The sequence below is a fragment of the Hydrogenophaga sp. genome, from assembly GCF_025699295.1.
GTDB lineage: Bacteria > Pseudomonadota > Gammaproteobacteria > Burkholderiales > Burkholderiaceae_C > Hydrogenophaga.
The window spans coordinates 264,479-288,640 of sequence record NZ_JAILWB010000003.1; the positions used below are offsets into that span (position 1 = coordinate 264,479).

Consider the following 24,162-nt stretch of genomic DNA (forward strand, 5'->3'; position numbering starts at 1 on the left):
GCTGATTAAGAACCTTTTGTTCGAAGCAGGGCAGCCATCTGCCGGTCAAAGCGATCGATGGAAAAACGCTGCGCAGCGAACCGCGCAGCCTCTGTGGTATCTGGGCGCGTTTCGGGTGCTGCAATCAGGCGTTGCAGCGCGGCCTGCAGCGCAATGGGGTCAGTAGGGGACACAAGAATGCCGGGATAGGTGCCCAGTGTCGCCCTCAGGGCAGGCGTATCGGCCACAAGCACAAGGCGCGCGGCGCACATCGCTTCGATTATCGCGAGTGGCTGGCATTCCGACACATAGCGTGATGGTAGTGCGACCAAGTCCGCCTCATGGAGCAACGACAACGCGGTTTCACGATTCACCGGCCCTCGCCATTCAAACCAGTCGCAGCGCTGCAATGCTGCAACGGCCTGTTGGCATTCGGCCAGTCCCATCTCCTCGTCGGCCATGAGTCGGCCCATCGCCAGCAGGCGCACGGGCAACCCCTCTCCAGCCAGCGCACCGATGGCGCGTGCAAGTTCGAAGAAGCCCTTGCTTGCCATGACATTCGAGTTCCAGAGAACCTGCCAGGTTGTCGATGGCTGGTGGGTGCTTGCTCGGGTAGTGGGTGTTGGCTGTGCGAAGTTCTCGCACAAGTGCACCTGCCTGATGCCCAGTGCGTGCAGAGGCCCCAGCAGGTGCTCGGAGGGAACGATCACCTCACATCGCGACAGGAAGAATCTGGCCCATCGACCCCATCCCGGGCGCTGGCAGAGATCCACGATGTCCGAGCCGTGGGTATGCACCAGCACCCGCACCCCGAAGAGACGCGAAAAATAGGCCGGAACATCTCTAAGAAACCCTCCATTGGAGCGGGAGCAGACCAGGTAGATGGTGTCGAGGCGGCCCAGCGCCACCGCACCGGCCAGGCGCACTGTGGACCCGAGCGCAGACAGGACCGAGCGCCAGCCTCGCTGGTGGTATCCGAAGCTGAGGACGTCGCTGGCATGCATCAGCCCGATCACGCGGCGAGTAACGATGCTCTGGCCCGTGACTACATCGACGTTCGCACCCCACCAGGCCAAACGGGGGGGGCGATCAGCGTGCCGTTCCATAGGAGGCCAGCACCGCCCAGATCCATCTCAACTTGTCGACTGCTCTGGCGAGCAGCCGGCCGTTCTGCCACCTCAGGGCATCCTTCACCGATTCGAACGATTCGGAGTTGAGGCCGACCGAGGTCGGCAACTGAATGGCGGCGGGCGATAGGCCTGCCGGGTTTCCATGAACGATGCGGCGCAGACGGCCACTGCCATGGGTGCCGCTGCCGTCGAGGCCGGTGTTGCTGACCAGCGAGCGCGGCGGGTACAGCACAAGGCCGTTCGCCTTGAACACCGACCAGTACCAGCGGATGGCCCAGGAGTCGCCTTTGCCTGTCATCTGCCGCAGCAACATGGTGGCATAGTCGTAGGTCCCATCAAGGTTGAAGCGCCGTCGCAGGCGGCGGTCATGCCGCAGGTCTTTCCATCCGGTCGCTTGTGGGTCGAAGTGCTGCCAAGCGCGCTTCCAGGTCGCCCAACCCCAGGAGCTGATCATCGGCAGAAACAGGGCCGTCGTGGGCTCGTTGAGCACAGGCTGACCGAAAAGGTAACCGGAAACCTGGAAGGCGGCTTCGTCGTCTGCGAAGTGCTCAAGGGCTTCGTTCATGAAACGCAGGAAATGGGGGGCAAGCAGCAAATCGTCTTCGATGACGATGATGCGATCGTGGTGGGCCAGCACCTGCTCGACCCCTGACATGACCGATCTGGAAAGACCCAGGTTGCCCTCATGAAATTGGTAGATCGCCCGTTCGCCGAGGAGGTCCTGTGCCACCGCACGCGTTGCCTCAACGTCTGCGCGTTCGGACTCGTGCTTCGGCCCATCGACAAAAACATACACCGGAGAATCCACGAATCCTCCGCAGTGAAGCAGGCTCTCGATCGTGCGCCGCAGGTGATCGGGACGTCGATAGGCAAATATCGCTATCGGCGCAAGTTGCTCAAGAAGTACTGTGCTCGCTTCTTTTTGGTTCTGCGCAATCTCTGTGCCGGTCATATTTCGCAAGTGTAGTTGCGATCCATTGAGTCAATATGTGAAACGCTCTTGTACGTGAATGAGCGACATCACCGTCGCTCATGAGGCCAACCGCCCGCAATGCGTGCCCTAAGCTTGCGCCGAATTTCAATCAAGCAGAGCAGTGACGAGCACGCCCAGGCTGGCAGACTTCTCGTGAGTTGAACCAGACGTCGCACCTCCACAAATGGTGCAATCGCCCGAAGCGACTCCTCCTTCAGGCTTGGGTCAATGGAAAGTCTATGGCTCTTCTCAAGCAGGAAGCTGTATATGAGTTGCCTTCTGTGTCGCAGGGAAAAGGCGCGGAGCATGTCATCGGTGACCCAGTCTGCTCTTTCGCGGGCACGCGAGAGCATGGCCATGTATCCAAGCGTTATCCGGACGTAGGCGAGTGGATTTGTCTGCCAGCCATTCGCTGGCTCCAGGCCCTCCACATGGTTGCCCGCGAAGTGGCACCAGCGCATATCGCGCACGGCCTCCAGGAACACACCTACCTGGCAATAGCAGGTGCCGTAGTAACGGTCAACGTCCACTGCACGCCAACGCTCAGCACGGATGAGGTAGGTCGGCAGGAAGGTGGGCAGCGCGTGGTGGGTGTGCGCGACATAGGGTGCGAGACCGGTGCCCGTCACGTGCCCGGCCTGCGTCGCCGGCGCGACCAGATGCTCGCCATGGGGACCGACCACGCGCTTGGCGTGGTTCATGAGGATGAAGTCGGTCTCCGGATGACGGTGCAGGTAGTCGATCACGCGTTCGACGCCGGCCGGGTCGATCAGGTCGTCCTGGCCGCTGAACCAGATGTAGCGGCCATGCGCGAGAGATGCGCTGTGCGCGAAGTTGCGATCCATGCCGAGGTTGGCGGGGTTGCGCTGGCATCGCAGGCGCGGGTCGGCCCCCATGCGACGCTGCAGGTCGTCCAGCGTCCCGTCGCTCGAGCAGTCGTCGCTGACCACGATCTCGAACTCGTGGCTGGCCGATTCGAGCAGCCGGTCAATCAGGCCAAGAAGCGTGGCGCCACCGTTGTAGGCGGGGATGCAGATGGACAGAAGGGGGTGAGAGCCAAGCTGCGCAATAGAGGGGGCCATGTCGCTTTACCCTCTTGGAAGCTGCCGAAGAAGCGCGATGCGCTGTGCTGCGCCAAGCAGACATATGACAGCGAAGTGCGTACAGACCAGTAGCGCCCAGTGCACGTCGATGGCGGTGAAAAGAAAGAACAGCAGGGTGTGGCCATTGACCGCCAGCAGCGTGGTTCTCGATATGCGCCACCAGCCGGCTAGGGTGGAAAGCGTCACCTTGTTGCCTTCGGACGCCGTGCTTTTCGAGTGGCGTTCGCGTGCGACTTTTAGCTCGAGATTTAGGCTGTTGTAGACCAGGAAGGCAATTGCCGCACCGCTGGCTACGATCCACATCACAGTGCTCTCATAACCTAAGGCCACGCAGATCAAGATGCCACTGACCTTTATCAGGTCGCTGGTGTGATCGAATCGAAACGCGGTCTGGGATACGGAGCCGGTCATTCGAGCGACGGTCCCATCACAATAGTCGAGCAACAACGCCAGAGTCCATGCGCAGACAAACATCCAAGGAGAGCCCTGAATCATTGCATAGCCTGCGATCGCAGACATGAAGCAAGAAAGGCCCGTGACTTGATTGGGAGTGACTCGAAGACGGGCGAACCCGATCGCCAGCGGATAAGCGGCCGAATAGAGCAACCGGTTCAGTGGGTTGTAATCTAGCGAATCCTGCTTCGCATATGGGTTCGACAGCATGGCGTTCTGATGAAAGATCTGCCAGATCGCAATCACGTTAGCGGCGCTTTGCGGTCAAGCGAATCACCACTGGGTTGTCACCTTCGATGGCGGATACGTTGTCGAGCTCCTCAGCCCACAGGACATCAAACCCGGCACGGTCCAATCGAGCCTTGAGTTCATCAAGCACAATGAAGCGTCGGTAGTGCCCGAAGATGCGTTCTGTAGGGCTTATTACCTCGCCCTTTCGAGCCAGTGGATCATTAATGGATCGGCACTCAATGAAAAAGCGTGCGCCATTTGCACAGACCCGATGCACAGCGTTCAGTGTCTCAACCTCCTCCGATTCCGTCATTGCGTGCAGGCAGAAGCGGCTGTAGACGACATCAAAGGGCTCACCCGTTTGTCCAATTAGGTCGGCCGCGACGCCTTGCAAAAACTCAATCTTTTCAGCACTAGGCGATTGACGGCATACATCGATCGCTGCTTGTGAAGGGTCGATGGCCATAACCCTCAGCCCCAGGGTGCCAAAGTACAGTGAATCTCGACCATTCCCACACCCCACTTCGAGAAGACTCCTTGCCTCTCCAATTTGCTCGCTCACGAGGCGAGCAAATGACGAGGGTTCAGCAATCAGACTTGCCTCGCTGTAATAACTGTTCCAATGGGCTTCTCGACCTTTATCTGGTCGGAGATTCTGATTTTGATTTGTCACTGCCTCCAATATCGCATCCGCCGCCTTGTCCGGTGTGGTGTGGCCTGAATTGGTGACAGCGAGATCGGCAAAGTCAGGGGCGTCGTACAGGTTCTGCATGTTCCCTATTTGTGCATACACGTTCTTGGTTGACCGGTCGCGTTTGCGGCGCTCTTCTTCGGGTACCTCGAGATAGACGACAAGTGAACGGTCAACATTTCTCTTAATCCAGTCGAATACTTCGCGGTACATGGCTACGGCCGAGATGACGACTGTTACTCCTTGGGCCACAAGCAGATTTGCCAGATGAAAGTAGCTATGGGCCAGTGCTATGCGATCTTCTTTTGTGTAGCCCCATCGCCCACCCAGTACGCTCCGCAAGTCATCGCCGTCTAAAAACACCGAACGAACGCCGCTCTCATTCAGTCGAAAATTGACCTTGCGACCCACGGTGGACTTCCCAGCTCCGGAATAGCCTGTGATCCAGATCACTCCAGGAGCCGAGGAATGCTTGATTTTTTGAGCGTTACCGCCTTTGTCGCTGTTCATGGTCATATCCAAAATCAGGTTATTGCTGTGTGATGTCGCATTACTTCCGAAGCAGGTCGGCACCGATATGCCGAACAAGACGTATCGCTTTCTGTGCATATAGACTTGCAACCCTCGGCAAATTGCTCTGCAGCGAGGAGTACAAATGTGATGACAGTTCGTCGGAGGAAACGTTTGAGTCTAGGCCCAAGTAGCGACCGACCTCAGCTTGCTGCGCCGGGCTGGGCTCCTCGGCTGGCGATGACAAGAGCCGTTGAAGTGCGATGTATCGTTGAATGTCCTCTTCGTCACCGTAATCGCGCAGATCCTGTTCGCCGTCGCGTACGGCGCGCGAGCCCTTGATCACGTAAGTAGGTGCAGGTCCATATAGAAAGAATGCAACGCCTGCCTCCACCAAATAGTGCGTGTGCGATCCGATGTTGGGCGAGCACGCGTGGCGGAACTGGCGGGCGATTTCGTAGAAGCGGTCGACGAACGTCTGACTATTTGTGGTGCCCGCCGTCACGATGGGAAAACCATAGGGGCGCAGCCTGGTGTGCATGCCCTTGAGGACATCGTGAAACGACAGGCAGATCACAACCGGCTGCATGTGCGCGGGCAGATCGTGCAGGCTCTGCATGTAGGCATCCAGAGATTCGAATACCGGTGTCGTGGTCACGTTGGAATGCGTGAAGTACACCACTGTGCCGCTGCGTTGCGGATCGGGACCGGGGTGGTGGGCCTTGCGGTAGGCGATCCAGGGATGCGGGATGTGCAAGGCCTGTTTGCCATGCTGCTCGCGCATCAGCCGTGCCTTCTTTGCATTCCAGGTAAGGAAGAGCTTGTAAGGCGATTCGATCTCGTTGGGCCAGCAGCGCGATTCCCAGTGCACGCCATGGTCCGAGATGGCACACAGGGGCAGCCACGACGGGTAACCCGTCCATTCGCGCAGCGTGCGGCCAAAGCTCGAATTCTCGGCCTCCCATGTCGCCCAGGGCGCCAGGCCGGCATCGGTGCGCCGCTGCAGGCGGCTCAGGCGCAGCAACTCCTCGTCGCTGAAGCCCGTATGCGCGTCCCTGGGCAGCAGGGGCTGACTGGCCGGTCTCAGCACGGCCACCCCTTGCCGATGGTGATGTAGCGATTGCCGGCGTCGAGTTCGCGCGTGGCGGTGGCGGTGAAGCCCGCATCGGGCAGTGGCAGATCGGCCGGCATCTCGGCCTGGCGTGTGCTCCAGCCGTGAAACGCCCAGGTGCCGGGCGAGGGCTGGTGCCAGTAGGTGGGGTTGCGGTGCTGGTCCATCATGAAGCGCAGGGCCTCGGGTTGCATGCCCAGCCATTCGCAGAATCGATCCAGGTACCGTGGGGGAACCTGTTCGTGGTGGCGCACCAGCGCAAGCCCTTGCGCCCGGCTGAGCCTGCCGTGGCGGATCTCGCGCGAGGCGTGATCGGTGACCCGCGAATAGCCATGTTTGAACAGCTTCAGCTGATCGTGGAGCTCCATGTAGTTGAAGCAGTCGACATGATCGTAGGTGTCGAAGGTGCGACCGAACGAGGCCGATGCATACGCGTGCCGGTCGATCATTGCTTCGTGTTGCGCCTTGGGATCCCAGCGCACGAAGTTGCCCAGGTAGATGCCACGAACACCGACGGCATCCAGTGCCGCGTCATCGGGATAGCGGTACTGCCAGATGTCGCCTTCGGTCAGGGTGTCGAACCCGGACAGCAGGTCGTCGGCCTCCTGGCCCATGAGGTCGTGGTCCTTGCGGTACCGCCGGGTCATTTCCACTTCATGGAGGTGGGAGAACATACCCACTTGCTCCAGGCCCTGGTGCGCCCCCCAGATGATGAGCGGGATGCGGTAGCGAACAGCCGTCTGAACCGGGAAGACCGTCTGCCCGGCCAGGATCGGCCAGTAGATGCTGCCGAATCGGCGCAAGGTGCTGCGCACGATGCGCTTGACCGACTCGGGGTTGACGTTCTGGTAGAGGATGTCGCAGTTGAACCGGATGCGCAGGTTTGCCAGATTGCGGATCCCCAGCGGCGTGTTGAAGTAGCGGTTGTAAGTCACGAGCAGCGGATTCAGCCCCAGCCGCTCCTTGACCAGATGCACGATGTAGTAGGCATCGTGGGCACCGCTGACGGGTACGATGCAGTCGTAGTTGGTTCCGTCCGTGTTGCGATAGGGCGCCACGATGGCGTTGAGTCGCTCCCAGCGTTGCGGCCAGTCGAGCCGGTCTTTCTCCTCGTGCACCCGGCATCCCGAGCAGATGCCGTCGTCGTCGAGCACCAGGCCAAGTGGATGGGCCGTGGTGTAGAGGCAGCGCTTGCAGAACTCCATGCGTCAGGATTCCTCGATCGGTCGAGCGCCGGCATGGATCGGTGGCCGCAGCATGCTGCTGGCCACCGAGCGCTTGTAGGTTTGATAGGCGTGTTCGCGGTACGCGAACAGGTTGCCGACGGCGACGGCCGCCACCGCCGGCAGGTCGAGAAAACGGCGGGCGGTGAGCGGGTCGGAGAAGCCGCCGAAGACGATCAGCGGCACCGGTGGGCAGGGGAGCGCGGACAGCTGGCCAGGCTCGAAGCCGGTCACGCCGCCTTCGTTCTGCCAGTCGATCAGCATCAGTTCGGACACCACCCTGTCGGCAATCAGCTCCGATACGCCGTTGCCAAAAGGCAGGCACTGTCGTGAAACATAGTCGTGCCGTAGCACGCATTCTGCGTTGCTGAAGCGAGCCGGCACTGCGGCAATGAGTGCTTGTGCGCCCAGACGCGCGGACATCCGGCGAACTTCATCCGGTACCCGGTGCAGCGCCTGGTCGAGCGCCACTCGGTCGGCACCGGCCTGGATGACGCGTACAGCCTGATCGGCCGTGGCAATGCCGCCACCATAAATCAGCGGCGTTTCGAGCCCGAGGCGACCCAGGCGCCCCAGCAGGTCGAGATTCGGCCCACGCTCGTCAGCGCTGCGATCGATCGTCTGCACCAGAATTTCGTCGACCCCCCAGCGGTCAAGGTTCTCGACCAGACACTCCACGCGGCCGAGGGGCAGGTACCGGCGATAGCCGAAAGACTGCACCGCCCAGCCGTTGCGAACGGTCACCACACCAATCAGCCGCTTTTTAAGCACGTGCGATCTCCGCGATGAGGGTGTGCAGTAGGCGCATGCCGGCTCGCTGGCTCTTCTCTGGGTGGAACTGCAGACCGGCCACCCGATCGCGCCGAACCGCAGCCGCAACCGGCTGCGGCACGCGCGCGATCGCTGTGATGCAGTTGGGTGCATCGACCAGCATGAAAGAGTGGTTGAAGTAGAAAGACTCGCCGTGGCTGGCGAGAAACGCCGGATCATCGCCGACGCTCTCCAGCGTGTTCCAGCCGATGTGCCAGGGTACCCGGTCCAGCGGCACCACGCGTCCAGGCAGGATGCCCAGGCCATCGCAGGGGCCCATTTCGAGCGATTCGCGAGCCAGCAACTGCATGCCGAGGCATATGCCGAGCAGCGGCCGCCCGGCCTCTGCGGCCTGCTGCAGATAGCGGTCGAGACCGGTCTCGCGCAGTCGCGCCATGGCGGCCGGAAACGCACCGACACCGGGCAGCAGCAGCACGTCGCAGACATCCAGCGTCGGCGCATCACCAGCGACCCGCACCCGGAACCCGGCATCGTGCAGTGCATGCGAGACCGAGGCGTGGTTGCCGACGCCGTAGTCGACCAAACCCACGGTGATCCGGCTCACAGACCCACTCCCACACGGAATCGGCGGCGTATGCTGCCGTTGCTGCCAATGTCGAACAGCTCCCGGTTGGTCGACGCATGCACGTGCGCCCAGAACCCGTCCTTGTCGATACCGATGAACTCGCAGAAACTGCGGATGTAGCGTTCCGAGCATTGGCCGTCGTAGCGCTCCACCAGATCGACCGCCGTGGAGCGGTCCATGGTGCCGGCGCGCATGGCCTCGTTGACGTACTCGGTGACCTTGCCGAAGCCGAACTTCAGGTACTTCACCATCTGGTTCATGTTGTGCCAGTCCTCGTCGAGGTTGCTCAGGCCCATCAGGTCGCCGGTCTGGTCCGGCCCTTCATCGCGGATGCTCAAACCATGTGAGCAGGCATAGCCGGCGTTGTTGACGAGGCTCCAGTCGCCCAGGAACCAGCCCAGAAAGACGATCTGGATGTTGGCGGCTTCGAACTCGGCCTCACTGGGATAGATGTACGGCAGGATGTCGCGCAGCGCATAACCCGACTCCAGCATCCACTCGTGGCCCGAGCTGAGCGTGTTCGAGTGACGCAGGTTGTTGCCGTCGTAGCCGTTGCGACCCATGGTCTTGAGGTCTCCGACCTGCAGCGCCGGATTCTCACCCCAGAAGATGAGCGGGATGCCGTACCTGCTGGCCAGTTGGGGCACCGAGCTGAACAGGGCCAGCTCGGACGAGCGGGCCCAGTTGGTGAATTTCATGAAGCTGTCGCGCATCAGCCTGCGCCAGGTGTCCGGCGCGGGCGAGGACAGCACCACGTCGAATCCGAGTTCGATCAGGTTGGATACGTTGTCCACCCCCAGGCGTGAAACCTGCTGTGGTGGATGGCTCAAGGACACCAGAAGCGGATGCATGCCCAGCCTGTCGCGGACCCAGAGTGCCTGGCGCGTGCTGTCCTTGCCGCCGCTGACACCGATGATGCAGTCGAATCCGGCGCGATCCGGTCGGCGGTGTTGCGCCACGATGTCCTCGATGATCTCGAAGCGCTCTTGCCAGTCGATGCCCTGTGCCGCAGCGTGGTATGCACATGCCGGGCACTGCCCCTGTGGTGTGAACACCGTGTTTGGGCGCGTGTCGGGCTGCAGGCAGGTAGCGCAGTACTTCATGGTGCGACCGGTCGACCGAAGGCAGATGCCAGCACGGCATGGTCACGGCACAGCAATGCGATGCCGTCGAGGACCGGGTAGACGAGGCCGGTATCCGGTGACGCCAGGGCCTGCGGCGAACGCATCAGCGCAGTGTGGGTCAGCGGGCATCGCCAGGAAGGGGTGGCGGGCTCTGCATCGCGGGACTTCTCGATGCACACCACGCCGCTCGGGTTGAGCAGATTGACGTAGAAATCCAGCAGCCGGTAGTCGGTAACCGCACCACCCAGGGCCTGCGCCGAGGCCTTGAGTTCGCGAACGTAACCATGGTGGGCCATGCGTTCGCGCGCCTGCGGGCTGGCCAGTTCGTAGATCGGCTCGATCAGCACCACCGCGCGCCGCGCCACCCGCAGCAGTTCGCGCAGTGCAGCCTGCTCACGCCCACCGTTGGGTTCGAGCGAGTGCGAGGTATAGACCACATCGACACTGTCGTCGGCCAGCGGGATGTGAAACAGATCGGCGACGAACAGTTCGGCCTGTTGCGACTTATGTGCGAGCCAGGCGCGGCCATGCGCACACCGCGACCAGCTGATGTCGAAACCCAATGCACTTGCCGGGCGATGCGGTAGTGCCTCCAGCACCCCGGCCAGCGTGGTGGCTTCGCCGCAGCCGACCTCCATCAGGGAACCGCCTGCGGGCAGATGCGGTTCGACCAGATCAGCGATCTGGTTGCACCAGCGACGCTTGCCCTCGGGATCGGAGCGGGCGTGCTGCACATAGGCGCCAGACTGCAGGTCGTAGGCGATCAGCGTAGCGGCCGCCAGGTTGTCATTGCGCCCCAGCGCTCGGCGCGCATATTCCATTGCGTTCTCGCCGCGCGCGAATGCGCCGCGCATGCCGGCGAGCAGTTCACGCAACTCGGCGGCATGGAGGTCTGTGGCTTGTTGGTCAAGTGAGAACATGGGGTGCGGATGTCGAGCGGGAGGGGTGGTGCCGGAGGTTCACTTCAGCAGATCCCAGGTGAGGGCAGTGCCGCGGGGGACGGCGCGTGCAACGCTTCTTCCCAGCACGGCTTCGATGAAGCCCGGCGGCAGACCAAGCCCCGGCCGGATGGCGCGCACGTTGTCGCGGTGGAGGACGTCGCCCGCCTTCAGGTCGGCGCAGATGTAGAGAGAACGCCTGAACTGCAGCGACTTGCGCTCCGCTTCGGTCGGACCGTACCGCACCTCACCCAGTGCCTGCCAGGCCCGCTCGGTCTCCACCACCAGGCGCGCCATCTCGTCGGGCTCCATCGAAAAGGCGGCATCCACGCCGCCGTCGCTGCGATCGAGCGTGAAGTGCTTTTCGATCACCGTTGCGCCCAGGGCGACACTGGCAACCGACACGCCCACGCCCATCGTGTGGTCGGACAGCCCGACTTCGCAGCCGAACATCTCGCGCAGATGCGGAATGGTGCGGATGTGGGTGTTGGCTGGCGTGGCGGGATAGGTGCTCGTGCACTTGAGCAGCACCAGGTGGCGGCATCCTGCATCCCGGGCCGCACGCACGGTTTCGTCGAGTTCGGCCAGCGTGGCCATGCCGGTCGAGATGATCAGCGGTTTGCCAGTGGCCGCCACCCGCCGGATCAATGGCAGATCGGTGTTCTCGAAGGAGGCGATTTTGTAGCAGGGCACGTCCAGCGATTCGAGGAAGTCGACCGCGCTGTCGTCGAACGGCGTGCTGAAGGGGATCATGCCCAGGGCCCGCGCGTGCTCGAAGATCGGTGCGTGCCAGTCCCACGGCGTATAGGCCTCGCCGTAGAGCTTGTAGAGCGAGGTGCCGGTCCACAGGCTGTCCGGATCACCGATGTGGAATTCGCGCTCGTCCAAATCGAGCGTCATGGTGTCGGGGGTGTAGGTCTGGATCTTCAGCGCGTGCGCGCCGGTACGGGCCGCCGCTTCCACGATGGCCAGCGCCCGTTCGAGCGACTGGTTGTGGTTGCCCGACATCTCCGCGATCACGAAAGGCGGGGCATGAGGGCCGATGGCCCGTCCGCCGATGTGGAACGTTTCATCCATGGGTGACAATCCGCTTGATGTAACTGGAGAGCGTGCGGTCGAAGCCCGCCGAAAAGAACAGGTGGTGCGACGCCTCATTGTCGGCAAGCACATCGGCATGCAACCGGGCGAGCCCGGAGGGTCCATGGCGCACCAGCCAGGACTCGGCAGCTGCCAGAAGGTCGCCACCGGTGCCGCAGGGGTGGGGTCCGGGCGTCAGATAGATGGACGTTTCCGCTCCCGCACCCTTCAGGTCGAATCTCACCACCCCCACCGCTTTGCCCTGTCGTTCGCCGATCAACAGCCACCTGTCACTGCGGGAGAGTGTATCGGCCAGCCAGCGCTCATGGTCGTCCCTGGCGATGACGGCCGTGGTGCGTGAGACGCGACGCACGGCCGACACGTTCCGCCAGGCAAGCAAGCTGTCGCTGTCGGCCTGGGTCGCCGGCCGAACCGCGATGCCGGTCACCCCCATCGCACGGCAGATCCGCGCCACGCCCCTGCCGTCCGCCGTGTCCATGGCAGACCGCGACATCGCCGCGAGCAGGCCCGGATTGCCGGCAATGGCCTTCAACTGCATGACCAGCGCCTCGTCGTCGTGCGCGACGGCTTCGGGCGCCAGAACGATGCCTTGATGGGCTGCGGCCGCCACCTGGGCCATCTGGTTGTCGGCCTGCGGCCAGATCAACGCGGGCAGCCCGACGCAACAGCGCTCCCAGGTGGCAGTGCCACCAGCGCCGATGGCAAGGTCGGCTGTTGCCATCAGTTCGGCCATCCGGTCGGTCTGCACATGGCAGATCAAGCCGCCACTCCGACACAAATCCTCCACCGCATCCCGTCGCGGGTGGGCCTGGCCAATGACGACGTCGATGGCCACATCCGGTGCCAGCAGGCCGGGCAGCAAGCGCAATACCCGCCCAGTCTGATTCTGCTGATCGATGCCGCCGAAGAAGACGAGTATTCGCCGTACGCCGCGACTTCTGACTTGAGCGTGCGCACGCGCATGCGCGAATTCCGGGCGAAGCAGGGCATAGCCGGGGCCCAGCAGCTTCCGGGCGCCCGGCGGCACCAGGGCCTGGTAGCGCGTACTGGCGCCCTCGGCAAGGTTGGCATCGAGCAGCAGGTCGCAGTCATGGGGGCGATCGGCTAGGTCGTCGATGGCGAGGATGCGCCTGGCCCCGCTTCGCATGGCGCGCTCCCAGCGCTGGTCCAGCGCGTAGTGGTCCACGACCAGCCAGTCGGGCCGAACGTCCTGCAGCTCAGAAGCGGTGGCCGCGGCATCGTGTTCTTGCGATCCGCCCAGCCAGGCTGCGTGCGGCAGTGCATCGGGTGCGCCCGCAGCATCGATCATGCGCACCTGATGGCCTGCGTCTTCCAGGCGGGCCCTCAGGCCGGGGGTGAGGAATCTGCAGACGAAGGTGATGCGGGCACCACGGGCATGCAGCGCGTCGGCCAGGCAATGGCAGCGTGTGACATGACCCGTGCCGATCTCGTTCGATGCATCGGTGCGGATCGCGATGTCCATGGCCTCAGTCATCCCCGCGCATCAGCATGCAGGCCCGTGCCATGCGCAGATCACTTTCGTCGTCGATGTCCATGGCCGACATCCAGTCCATGGGTTCCATGACGTGGCCGGGTGCGTAAAAGCTGCCGACTTCGAGAAAGGCGTTGCGTCGCGCCAGCCAGAGGGCACCGCTGGGACAATACAGCGCCGGCAAGTCCTGCGAGCGTTTCATGCGCGTCTCGGGGAACAGGTACTGTGGACCACCATTCGCATCGAGTGTGGCGGCCCACCAGGGGTTCATCCAGCCAAAGCGAAAGCAGCTGATCTGGGCAGGCGCGCTGCGGGACTCGAACGCGTTCATTGCCGCACGGACGTCTGCGGCGGTCCTCAGCGGGCAGTTCGCCATGAACTGGGCCACCACGGCGAACCGGGTATTCCAGTGTGCTTCGGCCTGCAGCAGGGCGACGCGGGTGGCTTCGCTGGAGGTCGATCGATCATCCGCCGCCGACGTGCGAAGGAAGGGCACCTCGGCGCCGTGCTGCCGTGCCACTGCCGCAATCTCGGGGTCGTCCGTGGAGACAAGCACGCGTTCGAAGCAACCAGAATCCAGCGCGGCCTGTACCGACCAGGCCAGCATGGGCCTCCCACCGATATCGAGAATGTTCTTGCGCGGCAGCCGGACAGAACCGCCGCGCGCCAGGACGATTGCGATTCCCCCGCTCACCAGGCGCTCCATCCGCCGTCGACCATCATCACATGGCCCGTCATGCCCGAGGAGGCGTCCGACAGCAGCAGGTCTACAGGCCCTGCCAGTTCGTGCTCGCCCAGCATGCGCCCCATCGGGCTCAGCGCGGCATAGCGCTGTTTGAATGCTTCGTCGACCCGGCCTTCCACACCACCGAAGGCCACACAGTTCACGCGGATGCCGCGGCGGGCCAGTCGCACCGCCAGTTCCTTGGTGAGATGCGCCAGCGCCGCCTTGGCCACGCCGTACTGCAGCGGTGACTGCCGCACCGGGTCGGTGTACAGACGCAGGTTGGGCGCGACCGCACCATATTGCGAACCGATGTTCACTACCGCACGCAGCCTGGATTCCGGCGCATCAGCAAGTGCCATGACCAGTTCATACGGCGTCACCACGTCGAGCGCGAACTCATCGAGAAAGTTCTGGCGCGCGACGCGGCCGTCCACGCCGGTTCGCAGGAAGGACACATTGCGCGCATTGTTGATCAGACCATCCGGGATGCAGCCGATCTGCCTCAGGCCATCGACCACCGTGGTTGCGGCGTCCGGCGCCATCAGGTCGGCGCACAGGGTGTGCAGGGTGCCGCCGTTGCTGGATAGGTCGATGGCCAGCTCGGCCAGCGCGTCGGCCGAACGGCCGGCGGCGATCACCGTGTCACCGACCATCAGGAAGTGGCGCGCCAGCACGCGACCGATTTTGCCGGTAGCACCGGTGATGAGAATGGAACGACTCATGCAAGTCTCCCGAGTTCGATCATGTCCACCACTTCGAGCATGGCAGCTGGCGCAATTCGGACGTCGCGTGCGCGTACGCCATCGACGAAATCCTGCAGCGCCGCCCGGAAGGCGCGGAAGGTGTCGGCGAACTGCAGGTCGCACCAGCCGGCGGCACCGAACACTCTGAGGCCCAGCGGCGCACCAGCCGAGCCCAGGGTGGATATCTGTGCCTCGACTCCGGAGGCGAACTCGACCTGCAGAGTGACGCGATCGGCAACCGACCAGCGCTGGTTGCGCACGACCGCACCGCGATCGGGAAGCAACTGAAGCAGTGGCTCGATCACATGGACTGAGTACTTGTCCCAGTCCTTGGGCACGGTCGCGGCAATAGAGCGCAGCGGCCCGACCGTCTCGCGCTGGGCCAAGGTCAGGCGAAGTTCCGGCGCGTAGCGCAGCGCGGAGCACGAGAACAGCTGGCCGGGAAAACGCTGCAGGCCGACCAGGGTTTCCGCATCGGCGCGCGACAGCGCGAGCGGCTTGTCCACGTAAATTGGCACACCCGCCTCGAGAAAGGGACGCGCGAACGTGAGGTGGGTATCGGCATCGTCTCGCGCCAGCAGCACCGCATCTACCTTTCCGATCAAATCGTTGCAGCGGTCGACGACATGCTCCACGCATGCCGCCTTTGCTACATGCCGTGAGATCGCAACATCCTGGGTCCACACATGGGTCACTCGGGCCCCGGCGATCGCGTCGTCCGGAAACCGCTGCTGTTCGAGGTAGCGCGGAACGACGGGGAAGCCACAGGCTTCCATGGCAGCTGGCTCGTAGCCGTTGAAGATGGCCGACCAGGAGTAGGGATGCCCATTGCCTGGAGACAGGCCGATCACGCCTAAACGCAGTTCGTCCGTCACACCAGCCTCCATTGCGCGGGATTGACGAAGGCCGGGTCATTGCTGGCCATGCCTTGGCCCAGAAAGCCGCCCGGCAGTTCCACTGCATGCAGGCAGGCCTTCAGCTGGCTCAAGCTTTGGACGCCGATGAGGCAGCGGTCGACGCCTTCTGTATCGCACACGAAGCCCAGTGCCGCCTGCAGTGGGGACATGGACTGTTCCTGGCAGGCGTCGTGCCAGGCAGCCAGCTTGTGCCGAATGGGCTCGAAATAAGCTGGCACTTCGGAAGGGGCCATCACCAGCAGGCCCTGCAAAAGAGCCGAGCGAGCGTGCACCTCCACCCCACGCGACTTGAGCAAGGACAGCGACCCGTCTTCAATGAGGCGCTGGTCGAGCACGTTGAGCGGCAATTGCACGATGTCGGGCGTGAAATGTTCGAGCAGCCGACGGATTTGCTCGCCGGTATAGATGGAGGCGCCAATGCGCTGCACCCGACCGGCTTGCTGCAGCGCTTGCAGCGCTTCGAGCAGGTGCTCACCACCAGGGGCCATCAGATCGTCCGCCTGATGGACCAACAGGCCGTAGACGGAGCTGGCGCCCAGACGGTCCAGAGAGCGCTTGAACGTCTGCAGCAAGGTGCGCACATCGCTGGCGCCGACGGAGCTCCCGGCGATCTTCGATGTTTTGGTCACGATGCGAAACCCACCGAGCTGTTGTTGCCCGAGCACGGCTTCCGATTCCCCGTACAAGGCGGCTGTGTCGATGAGATCGATTCCCACGCTTCGGGCTTCCGTCAGGATGCGGGCTACCTCGGCTGCCGGGGCAATTCCGTCACGATTGGCCACGCCGTAATCCAGCCCCCATTGCACGGAGCCCAGACCGAGGCGGGACGAGCGCGTGGTCAAGCCAGCACCTCCTTCAGGGCGGCTACCACCCACGCCTGGTCGGACTCGCTCAGGGTCGCATACATGGGCAAGCTGATCGCCGCGGCGTAATAGCGCTCGGCATTCGGGCAGTGTCCGGGCTGGAATCCCATGGCGGCGTAGTAGGGCTGCAGGTAGACGGGGATGTAGTGCACGTTGACGCCAATGCCGCGTTGGCGCAGGCCTTCGAAGACCTGACGTCGCGATAAAGGGGCACTCAGACGGATCGGATAGAGGTGGAGGGCCGAGCGACCATCGGTCACCTCGGGGGGCAGGTGCAGCGGCAGGCCCTCGAGGGCCTTGGCATAACGCGCGGCCACCCGGTGCCGCGCCGCGATGAACGCCTCGATGCGGCGCAACTGGGCGAATCCCAGGGCAGCGTGAAGATCGGTCAGACGGTAGTTGTAGCCAAGCTCGATCTGCTGGTAGTACCAGGGACCGTCCGGGGCCTGCGTCATCTCGGCAGGGTCGCGCGTGATGCCATGGCTGCGCAGACGGTCCATGCTGCGCGCGAGGGCGGCATCGCGCGTGACCGCCATGCCACCCTCGCCGGACGTGATGATCTTTACGGGATGAAAGCTGAACACCGTGATGTCGCTGTAGCGACCATCGCCGACCGGCCCGCCCTCGTGAATCGCGCCAATCGCATGGGAGGCGTCTTCGACGATCCTGAAACCGTACTCGAGGCCGAGCGCGTGGATACGGGCCATGTCGCACGAGCGTCCGCACAGGTGGACGGGAATCACCACCTTGGGCAGGCGGTTGTGGCGTCGGGCCTCGGCCAGCTTCGCGGCCAGCGCATCGACACTCAGATTGCCGGTTTCCGGATCCACGTCCACAAAGTCGATCCGGGCACCGCAGTAGAGGGCGCAGTTGGCGCTGGCCACGAACGTCACCGGGCTGGTCCAGACGATGTCACCGGGCCCGACGCCAAGGGCCATGCAGGCCAGATGCAAGGCCGACGTGGCGCTGTTGACCGCCACGGCATGTCGGGCGCCGCAGTGGGCAGCCACGGCGCGCTCGAATGCGGGAACTGCCGGACCCTGGGTCAGGAAATCGGACCGCAGCACCTGCACCACGGCCTCGATATCGTCCTCATCGATCGCCTGCCTGCCATAGGGGATGGTGCGGCTCATATCTGGCCCACGCGCGCGCTGTTGGCCTTGATCCAGGCCTGCAGGGCCTTCACGTCCATCCACTCCCGGTTGTTGTCGGACCGGTAAGTGAAATCGGCGTCGACCTTGACCCCTTCGCTGATGCGGCCCGGATCCTCGCTCCAATTGTGGATAGCCGGCAGGATCTTGTAGTGCTCTGGGTATTCATAGGTGTGGGGAGCGTCCTCGGGGCCGATCATCTGCTCATGCAGTTTCTCGCCGGGCCGGATGCCCACCACCTCCAGGCGTGCCTGCGGGGCGGTGGCTCGCGCGATGTCGACCACTTTCATGGATGGGATCTTCTTGACGTAGATCTCACCCCCGACCATGTCGGAGAAAGCATGCCAGACGAGTTCCACGCCTTGCTCAAGCGTGATCATGAAGCGTGTCATGCGCTCGTCGGTGATGGGTAGTACGCCGTTCTTCGCGATCGAGAGGAAATACGGAATGACCGAACCGCGTGATCCCATCACGTTGCCATATCGCACGACGGCGAAGCGTGTATCGTCACCGCCCGCGTAGGAGTTCCCAGCGACGAACAGCTTGTCCGAGGCGAGCTTCGTCGCGCCATACAGGTTGGCCGGGCTGCTGGCCTTGTCGGTCGAGAGTGCGACCACCCGCTTGACGCCTTGGTCGATGCAGGCATCGATGAGGTTCATGGCCCCGATCACGTTCGTCTTGACGCACTCGAAGGGGTTGTATTCGGCTGTCGGCACGATCTTGGTCGCGGCGGCATGCACGACATAGTCCACGCCGTGCAGCGCCCTGGCCAGGCGATCCTTGTCGCGCACGTCTCCGATGAAGAAGCGCACGCGCTCGTCGTTGCCATACAGCTTGGCCATCTCCCACTGTTTCATCTCGTCGCGAGAGAAGATGACCAGACGACGGGGGTTGTAGCGGGCCAAGGTCATGGGCACGAAGGTGTGCGCGAACGAACCTGTGCCGCCGGTGACGAGGATGGATGAATCGGTCAACATGTAGTGCTCTGCGGATCTGGTCGGAATCATGTATCGGAGTGCTGCAGGGCCAGCATCTCGGTCGGAGTACCCTCAGCAACCAGCCGGCCATGGTCAAACCGGAAAATGCGGTCGCACTGCGCCACCGTGCTCAGGCGGTGCGCCACGATGAGGATGGTCTTCTGGCCGCGTAGCGCCGTGATCGCGGCCATCACATCGGCCTCGGTGCCGACGTCCAGAGCACTGGTGGCTTCGTCCAGTACCAGCACGGACGGGCCATGATACAGGGCGCGGGCTATGCCGATGCGCTGGCGCTGCCCGCCCGATAGGCGGGTGCCGCGCTCACCCACGGGGGTGTCCAGCCCCTCAGGCAGGGAGGCCACCAGCGATTCGAGTTGTGCAGCGCGGACGGCCGCCTGTACGGCCGCCTCGTCGATCTTCTCGTTGGGTAGCCCGAAGGCGATGTTGCGTCGCAGGCTGTCGTCGGTCAGAAAGATGGATTGCGGCACGTAGCCGATCTGATCCTGCCAACTGCGCAGGTGGTTGCGAATGTCCCGGGCATCCACGGCGATGCGGCCGGTGTCGGGCGGCAGCAACCCGAGGATGACGTCGATCAGTGTGCTCTTGCCCGAACCGCTGGTGCCGATGAAGCCCACGGTCTCGCCGCGGCGGATCGTCAACCGGATGTCGTGCAGCGCGGGTTGCGCGGCCATGGGGTAGCGAAACCCGACCGATTCCACGTCCATCTGCGAGCGCAGGACCAGAGGGCCCTGCGCCGGCATGCTGGCTGCGCCGTCTGCAGGCGCGTCCAGGCGGGCCTCTTGGTAGAGCGTGTCGACCACCGGCCGCGCGTAGCGCAAGGTCTGCATGGCGCCCAGCATGCGGTTCACTGAGGGCAGGAGTCGAAAGGCAGTGGCGGCAAACAAAGCCAGGATCGGCATCACGCTGGCCGTCGACTGGCCTCTCAGGACCATCGTGCTCACCAGAGTGGCCAGCGCGGCGATCGCCAGCAACTCCAGGCCCAGGCGGGGCATCTGTTTGAGGCTTTCCTGGTGCCGCGCCGCTTGCGCGCTGCCTTTGTTGTGGACTGCGTAGCGCGCCAGGAACTCAGCTGCCCGGCCCAGTAGCAATGCGTCCTTGACACCACCCAGCCCCTCCTGCAGGTGCTGCAGCCGCTTGCCTTCGTGGAACTGCCGCTCGCCGCCCCAGCGCAGGATGCGGGCGCGCGTGTAGCGGAAGAAGCCCAGCGCGACCAGGCCGATCACGCCACCCACCAGCAGAGCCCCCAACGGTTCGAACACCAGCAGCAGCAGCACCAGCCCGGTCGCGACCAGGCCCTCGGTCACCAGCAGCATCACCGGCATCAGGGCGTGGCTCGCAAAGAGGTTCGATTCGGTGGTGGCGTTGCGGATGAGCTGCGCCGAATTGCGCTGCAAGTGGAACAGGTAGGGTTGCTGCAGGTAGGTCGAGAACAGGCGCTGCGACATGCCGGCTTGCACACCGTAGGCAAAGCGCGCCTGGCGGTGGTACAGAAAGGCCAGGTACAGGTTCTTGCAGGCATAGATCAGCACCAGCGCCGCCATGGCGCCCACCACCAGCGTGGTCCGATCCGGGTGCCCGAGCGCGTCCAGCGCGGCCGCCAGCATCGGGTGCGGGGCCGCGCCGTCCCCCTGCACCAGCAGGCCGACGACCGGTATCACCATGCCCACGCCGAGCATCTCCAGCGCCATGCCGAACAGCATCAAGACACTCAGTGTCCAGGCCTGCCGCCGCTCACGTGGCGACAGCAGCTCTCGGATACGGGACAGCAGGTTCATTCGCTGCGGTTGAATGGCGCGAAGCCGTGTCGTTCAACGAGTTGATCGCGCTGGGCGTCGATGAGGTCCTCGCGGGCCATTTCGGCCACCAGCTGCTCGAACGAGATCGAGGGTTTCCAGCCCAGCTTCTGCCGGGCCTTGGACGGGTCACCCAGCAGCGTCTCGACCTCGGTCGGGCGGTAGTAGCGTGGGTCGATGGCCACAATGACCCGCCCCTGCTCGTCCAGACCCTGCTCCTGTTCGTCCGCTCCCTGCCAGCGGATGAACATGCCGAGCTCGCGCGCCGTGGCGTCGACGAACTCGCGCACGCTGTACTGCCGCCCGGTGGCGATGACGAAGTCCTCGGGCTGATCCTGCTGCAGCATCAGCCATTGCATCTCGACATAGTCCTTCGCATGGCCCCAGTCGCGTTTCGCATCGAGGTTGCCCAGGTAGAGGCAGTCTTGGAGCCCGAGCTTGATGCGCGCCAGTGCTCGGGTGATCTTTCGGGTGACAAAGGTTTCACCCCTGCGCGGGCTTTCATGGTTGAAAAGGATGCCGTTGCAGGCATACATACCGTAGGCCTCACGGTAGTTCACGACGATCCAGTAGGCATAGAGCTTGGCTACCGCATAGGGGCTGCGGGGGTAGAACGGGGTGGTTTCCTTCTGAGGAGTTTCCTGCACCAGACCATACAACTCGCTGGTGCTGGCTTGATAGAAGCGGGTCTTCTTCTCGAGCCCCAGGATGCGAATCGCCTCCAACAGGCGCAGAGTACCCATGCCGTCCACATCAGCGGTGTACTCAGGGCTTTCGAAGCTCACGGCCACATGGCTTTGTGCACCCAGGTTGTAGATCTCGTCGGGCTGAGTCTCCTGGATGATGCGCACCAGGTTGCTGGTGTCGCTCAGATCGCCGTAATGTAGCCGGAATCGCGCGTTCTGGACGTGCGGATCCTGATAGATGTGGTCCACGCGCGCGGTATTGAAACTGGACGCACGGCGCTTGATGCCATGCACGACGTAGCCCTTGTCGAGCAGGAATTCGGCCAGATAGCTCCCGTCTTGCCCGGTGATGCCGGTGATCAAGGCGGTCTTCGTGGTGTGAACATTTGTCATGTCAGTTGACGGGGTTCGTGTCTTTTCAGAAAGTCGGCATACGCGAGGGCGAGGCCATCTTTCAAGGCCACTTTGGCTTTCCAACCCAGCGCGTTCAACCGGGAGCTGTCCATGAGCTTGCGCGGGGTGCCGTCGGGCTTGCTGGGATCGAACCGGATGTCACCCTGGTACCCGATGGTCTTGCCGATGGTGGTCGCGAGGTCCCGGATGGTGACGTCATCCCCGTATCCCACGTTGATGTGGCTGAGCATGGGTTGCGTGTGCTGGTCGTAGGTCGATTTGTCCAGGCCCATCACATGCATGCTGGCCGCCGCCATGTCGTCGACATAGAGGAATTCGCGACGGGGCGTCCCGGTGCCCCACACGGTGAGGAAGGGAGCCTTGCTGGCCTTGGCTTCGTGAAATCGCCGGATCAGCGCCGGGATGACGTGGCTGTTTTCCGGGTGGTAGTTGTCCCCGGGGCCGTACAGATTGGTGGGCATGACACTGCGGTAGTCGATGCCATGGCTGGCACCGTACTGCCGGTTGTAGCTCTCGCAGAGCTTGATGCCGGCGATCTTGGCAATGGCGTAGGGCTCGTTGGTGGGCTCCAGGGTACCTGTCAGCAACGCGTCTTCCCGCATGGGTTGCGGCGCGAGTTTGGGGTAAATGCAGCTCGACCCGAGAAACAGAAGCTTCTTCACATCATTGCGGAAAGCCGCATCGATGACGTTGGCCTGGATCATCAGGTTGTCGTAGATGAAGTCGGCCGGGTAGGTGTCGTTGGCAAGGATGCCACCAACGTGTGCCGCAGCAAGGTAAACCTGTTGGGGTCTTTCTGCCGCAAAGAAGCTGCGCACGGCGGTTTGATCAGTGAGATCGAGCTCGGCATGGGTGCGTGTGACGATGCGGTTTTCCGGATGACCCGATGCCAGCAACTGGCGCACGATGGCCGACCCGACCATGCCACGATGACCAGCGACGTAGATGAGTGGCGGTGAGGTGGCGCTCACGATGTCTGGTGTGGGAACAACTCGGCGCCCGCTAGCTGCCTGCCCTGCTGGTCCTTGGCGGAGAGCTGCGGCCGCACACCGACCGGCCATTCAATCCCAATATCAGGATCGTTCCAGGCAATGCAGCGCTCATGCTGCGGCGCGTAGTAGGCGGTGGTCTTGTAGAGGAAGTCGGCCGACTCGCTCAGCACGAGAAAGCCGTGTGCAAAGCCGGCTGGCACCCAGAACTGGCGGTGATTGTCCTCGCTGAGCTCAGCGCCGACCCAGTGCCCGAACGTGGAGGAGTTCTTTCGTATGTCCACCGCCACATCAAACACACTCCCTCGCACCACGCGCACCAGCTTGCCTTGTTCGTGTGGCGGCATCTGGTAGTGCAACCCGCGCAGCACGCCTTTGGCCGAGCGCGAATGGTTGTCCTGCACGAAGTTCACGTCCAGGCCGGTCGCTTCGTTGAAAGCCTTCTGATTGAAGCTTTCAAAAAAGAAACCGCGCTCATCACCGAACACCTTGGGTTCGATGATCAGCACGTCGGGGATGGTGGTGGGGGTGGCTTTCATTGTTGCGCCGATTCGTTGAGCAGTCGAAGCAGGTACTGACCGTAGCCGTTCTTCTTCAGGGGCTCGGCCAGTGTCTGGAGTCTGGCGGCGTCGATCCATCCGTGCCGCCACGCAATCTCTTCCGGGCACGCAATCTTGAGCCCTTGGCGGTGCTCCAGCGTGGCGATGAACTGGCCAGCTTCAAGCAGGCTCTCGTGCGTGCCCGTGTCCAGCCAGGCATAGCCGCGCTGCATGATCTGCACGTTGAGCTGGCCCTGGTCCAGGTAGGCCTGATTCACGGCGGTGATTTCGAGTTCGCCGCGCGCGCTGGGCTTTACAGCTTTGGCAATGTCGACGACCTGCTGGTCATAGAAGTACAGGCCCGTCACGGCGAAGTTGCTCTGCGGCTTTGTGGGCTTTTCCTCGATGCTGCGGGCCTTGCCTTGCGCGTCGAAAGCCACCACGCCATAGCGTTCGGGGTCGTTCACGTGGTACGCGAACACCGTGGCGCCATGGGTCTGCGCGTCGGCGTTGGCGAGCAGCGTGGTGAAGTCGTGGCCGTAGTAAATGTTGTCGCCCAGCACAAGCGCGCTGGGCCCGTTGCCCAGGAAGCCGGCGCCGATGATGAAGGCCTGTGCCAGTCCGTCGGGGCTGGGCTGCACCGCGTACTGCAGGTTCATGCCCCAGGCGCTGCCGTCGCCCAGCAGCTGCTGGAAGCGCGGCGTGTCCTGCGGCGTGCTGATGATCAGCACTTCGCGGATGCCCGCGAGCATCAGCGTGCTCAGCGGGTAATAAATCATCGGTTTGTCGTACACCGGCAGCAGCTGTTTGCTGATGGCCAGTGTGGCCGGGTGCAGGCGGGTGCCCGAGCCGCCAGCGAGGATGATGCCTTTGCGTTGCGTCATGCGTGC

General features: G+C 63.2%; 24 protein-coding genes. All 24 read right to left on the reverse strand.

What is annotated here, in order from left to right:
• Positions 1–5 precede the first annotated feature (5 nt).
• Complete coding sequence (locus tag K5880_RS04365) at positions 6–995, reverse strand: glycosyltransferase family 4 protein (RefSeq protein WP_297649166.1); 990 nt, start codon at positions 993–995, stop codon at positions 6–8.
• Positions 996–1,068: 73 nt separating this feature from the next.
• A complete protein-coding gene (locus K5880_RS04370) occupies positions 1,069–2,061 on the reverse strand; it encodes a glycosyltransferase family A protein (RefSeq protein WP_297649168.1) in 993 nt (330 codons plus the stop codon).
• Positions 2,062–2,129: 68 nt separating this feature from the next.
• Positions 2,130–3,164 carry a glycosyltransferase family 2 protein gene (locus K5880_RS04375; protein WP_297649170.1) on the reverse strand — a complete coding sequence of 345 codons (1,035 nt, stop codon included), beginning with the start codon at positions 3,162–3,164 and terminating at the stop codon, positions 2,130–2,132.
• Positions 3,165–3,170: 6 nt separating this feature from the next.
• Positions 3,171–3,884, reverse strand: coding sequence for a CDP-alcohol phosphatidyltransferase family protein (locus K5880_RS04380; RefSeq protein WP_297649172.1), 714 nt, complete (start codon positions 3,882–3,884; stop codon positions 3,171–3,173).
• A 1-nt stretch (position 3,885) separates the two neighbouring features.
• On the reverse strand, positions 3,886–5,070 hold the full coding sequence (locus tag K5880_RS04385; RefSeq protein WP_297649174.1) for an adenylyl-sulfate kinase: 1,185 nt from the start codon (positions 5,068–5,070) through the stop codon (positions 3,886–3,888).
• Between the two features lie 40 nt (positions 5,071–5,110).
• Entirely contained in the window at positions 5,111–6,160 is a 1,050-nt protein-coding gene (locus K5880_RS04390) for a hypothetical protein (protein ID WP_297649176.1), read from the reverse strand.
• Positions 6,154–7,386 carry an N-acetyl sugar amidotransferase gene (locus tag K5880_RS04395; protein ID WP_297649178.1) on the reverse strand — a complete coding sequence of 411 codons (1,233 nt, stop codon included), beginning with the start codon at positions 7,384–7,386 and terminating at the stop codon, positions 6,154–6,156. Before K5880_RS04395 ends, K5880_RS04390 begins: the two co-directional genes overlap by 7 nt.
• 3 nt (positions 7,387–7,389) lie before the next feature.
• Complete coding sequence (locus K5880_RS04400; RefSeq protein ID WP_297649180.1) at positions 7,390–8,175, reverse strand: HisA/HisF-related TIM barrel protein; 786 nt, start codon at positions 8,173–8,175, stop codon at positions 7,390–7,392.
• Positions 8,168–8,779, reverse strand: a complete 612-nt coding sequence (gene hisH, locus K5880_RS04405) for an imidazole glycerol phosphate synthase subunit HisH (protein WP_297649182.1) — start codon at positions 8,777–8,779, stop codon at positions 8,168–8,170. The genes K5880_RS04400 and hisH overlap by 8 nt, the downstream gene beginning before the upstream one ends.
• Positions 8,776–9,903 carry an N-acetyl sugar amidotransferase gene (locus K5880_RS04410; RefSeq protein ID WP_297649184.1) on the reverse strand — a complete coding sequence of 376 codons (1,128 nt, stop codon included), beginning with the start codon at positions 9,901–9,903 and terminating at the stop codon, positions 8,776–8,778. The genes hisH and K5880_RS04410 overlap by 4 nt, the downstream gene beginning before the upstream one ends.
• Entirely contained in the window at positions 9,900–10,844 is a 945-nt protein-coding gene (locus K5880_RS04415) for a class I SAM-dependent methyltransferase (protein WP_297649185.1), read from the reverse strand. Before K5880_RS04415 ends, K5880_RS04410 begins: the two co-directional genes overlap by 4 nt.
• 39 nt (positions 10,845–10,883) lie before the next feature.
• Positions 10,884–11,939: a pseudaminic acid synthase gene (gene pseI / locus K5880_RS04420; RefSeq protein WP_297649187.1), complete on the reverse strand. Its 1,056-nt coding sequence runs from the start codon at positions 11,937–11,939 to the stop codon at positions 10,884–10,886.
• The gene (gene pseG, locus K5880_RS04425; protein ID WP_297649189.1) at positions 11,932–13,443 is read right to left on the reverse strand and encodes a UDP-2,4-diacetamido-2,4,6-trideoxy-beta-L-altropyranose hydrolase; all 1,512 of its coding nucleotides are present in this window, start codon (positions 13,441–13,443) and stop codon (positions 11,932–11,934) included. The genes pseI and pseG overlap by 8 nt, the downstream gene beginning before the upstream one ends.
• A gap of 4 nt (positions 13,444–13,447) precedes the next feature.
• The gene (locus tag K5880_RS04430; RefSeq protein WP_297649191.1) at positions 13,448–14,146 is read right to left on the reverse strand and encodes an acylneuraminate cytidylyltransferase family protein; all 699 of its coding nucleotides are present in this window, start codon (positions 14,144–14,146) and stop codon (positions 13,448–13,450) included.
• Positions 14,143–14,901, reverse strand: coding sequence for an SDR family oxidoreductase (locus K5880_RS04435; RefSeq protein WP_297649193.1), 759 nt, complete (start codon positions 14,899–14,901; stop codon positions 14,143–14,145). Before K5880_RS04435 ends, K5880_RS04430 begins: the two co-directional genes overlap by 4 nt.
• Positions 14,898–15,797: a Gfo/Idh/MocA family oxidoreductase gene (locus tag K5880_RS04440; RefSeq protein WP_297649195.1), complete on the reverse strand. Its 900-nt coding sequence runs from the start codon at positions 15,795–15,797 to the stop codon at positions 14,898–14,900. Before K5880_RS04440 ends, K5880_RS04435 begins: the two co-directional genes overlap by 4 nt.
• On the reverse strand, positions 15,794–16,681 hold the full coding sequence (locus tag K5880_RS04445; protein ID WP_297649197.1) for an aldo/keto reductase: 888 nt from the start codon (positions 16,679–16,681) through the stop codon (positions 15,794–15,796). Before K5880_RS04445 ends, K5880_RS04440 begins: the two co-directional genes overlap by 4 nt.
• Entirely contained in the window at positions 16,678–17,835 is a 1,158-nt protein-coding gene (gene pseC, locus K5880_RS04450) for a UDP-4-amino-4,6-dideoxy-N-acetyl-beta-L-altrosamine transaminase (RefSeq protein ID WP_297649199.1), read from the reverse strand. The genes K5880_RS04445 and pseC overlap by 4 nt, the downstream gene beginning before the upstream one ends.
• On the reverse strand, positions 17,832–18,830 hold the full coding sequence (gene pseB / locus K5880_RS04455; protein ID WP_297649201.1) for a UDP-N-acetylglucosamine 4,6-dehydratase (inverting): 999 nt from the start codon (positions 18,828–18,830) through the stop codon (positions 17,832–17,834). Before pseB ends, pseC begins: the two co-directional genes overlap by 4 nt.
• Before the next feature lie 26 nt (positions 18,831–18,856).
• On the reverse strand, positions 18,857–20,626 hold the full coding sequence (locus tag K5880_RS04460; protein WP_297649203.1) for an ABC transporter ATP-binding protein: 1,770 nt from the start codon (positions 20,624–20,626) through the stop codon (positions 18,857–18,859).
• Positions 20,623–21,723 (reverse strand): GDP-mannose 4,6-dehydratase, encoded by a 1,101-nt coding sequence (gmd, locus tag K5880_RS04465; RefSeq protein ID WP_297649204.1) that lies wholly within the window; start codon positions 21,721–21,723, stop codon positions 20,623–20,625. The genes K5880_RS04460 and gmd overlap by 4 nt, the downstream gene beginning before the upstream one ends.
• Entirely contained in the window at positions 21,720–22,715 is a 996-nt protein-coding gene (locus K5880_RS04470; protein ID WP_297649206.1) for a GDP-L-fucose synthase, read from the reverse strand. The genes gmd and K5880_RS04470 overlap by 4 nt, the downstream gene beginning before the upstream one ends.
• Positions 22,712–23,272: a dTDP-4-dehydrorhamnose 3,5-epimerase gene (gene rfbC, locus K5880_RS04475; RefSeq protein ID WP_297649207.1), complete on the reverse strand. Its 561-nt coding sequence runs from the start codon at positions 23,270–23,272 to the stop codon at positions 22,712–22,714. Before rfbC ends, K5880_RS04470 begins: the two co-directional genes overlap by 4 nt.
• The gene (gene rfbA / locus K5880_RS04480) at positions 23,269–24,156 is read right to left on the reverse strand and encodes a glucose-1-phosphate thymidylyltransferase RfbA (RefSeq protein ID WP_297649209.1); all 888 of its coding nucleotides are present in this window, start codon (positions 24,154–24,156) and stop codon (positions 23,269–23,271) included. Before rfbA ends, rfbC begins: the two co-directional genes overlap by 4 nt.
• Between the last annotated feature and the right edge of the window lie 6 nt (positions 24,157–24,162).

Coding starts and splice junctions, on each gene's coding strand:
- K5880_RS04370 (WP_297649168.1), bottom strand. CDS start 2,061: ATGACCGGCACAGAGATTGCGCAGAACCAAAAAGAAGCGAGCACAGTA.
- K5880_RS04375 (WP_297649170.1), bottom strand. CDS start 3,164: ATGGCCCCCTCTATTGCGCAGCTTGGCTCTCACCCCCTTCTGTCCATC.
- K5880_RS04385 (WP_297649174.1), bottom strand. CDS start 5,070: ATGAACAGCGACAAAGGCGGTAACGCTCAAAAAATCAAGCATTCCTCG.
- K5880_RS04395 (WP_297649178.1), bottom strand. CDS start 7,386: ATGGAGTTCTGCAAGCGCTGCCTCTACACCACGGCCCATCCACTTGGC.
- K5880_RS04410 (WP_297649184.1), bottom strand. CDS start 9,903: ATGAAGTACTGCGCTACCTGCCTGCAGCCCGACACGCGCCCAAACACG.
- K5880_RS04415 (WP_297649185.1), bottom strand. CDS start 10,844: ATGTTCTCACTTGACCAACAAGCCACAGACCTCCATGCCGCCGAGTTG.
- pseI (WP_297649187.1), bottom strand. CDS start 11,939: ATGGATGAAACGTTCCACATCGGCGGACGGGCCATCGGCCCTCATGCC.
- pseG (WP_297649189.1), bottom strand. CDS start 13,443: ATGGACATCGCGATCCGCACCGATGCATCGAACGAGATCGGCACGGGT.
- K5880_RS04435 (WP_297649193.1), bottom strand. CDS start 14,901: ATGAGTCGTTCCATTCTCATCACCGGTGCTACCGGCAAAATCGGTCGC.
- pseC (WP_297649199.1), bottom strand. CDS start 17,835: ATGAGCCGCACCATCCCCTATGGCAGGCAGGCGATCGATGAGGACGAT.
- pseB (WP_297649201.1), bottom strand. CDS start 18,830: ATGTTGACCGATTCATCCATCCTCGTCACCGGCGGCACAGGTTCGTTC.
- K5880_RS04460 (WP_297649203.1), bottom strand. CDS start 20,626: ATGAACCTGCTGTCCCGTATCCGAGAGCTGCTGTCGCCACGTGAGCGG.
- gmd (WP_297649204.1), bottom strand. CDS start 21,723: ATGACAAATGTTCACACCACGAAGACCGCCTTGATCACCGGCATCACC.
- rfbC (WP_297649207.1), bottom strand. CDS start 23,272: ATGAAAGCCACCCCCACCACCATCCCCGACGTGCTGATCATCGAACCC.
- rfbA (WP_297649209.1), bottom strand. CDS start 24,156: ATGACGCAACGCAAAGGCATCATCCTCGCTGGCGGCTCGGGCACCCGC.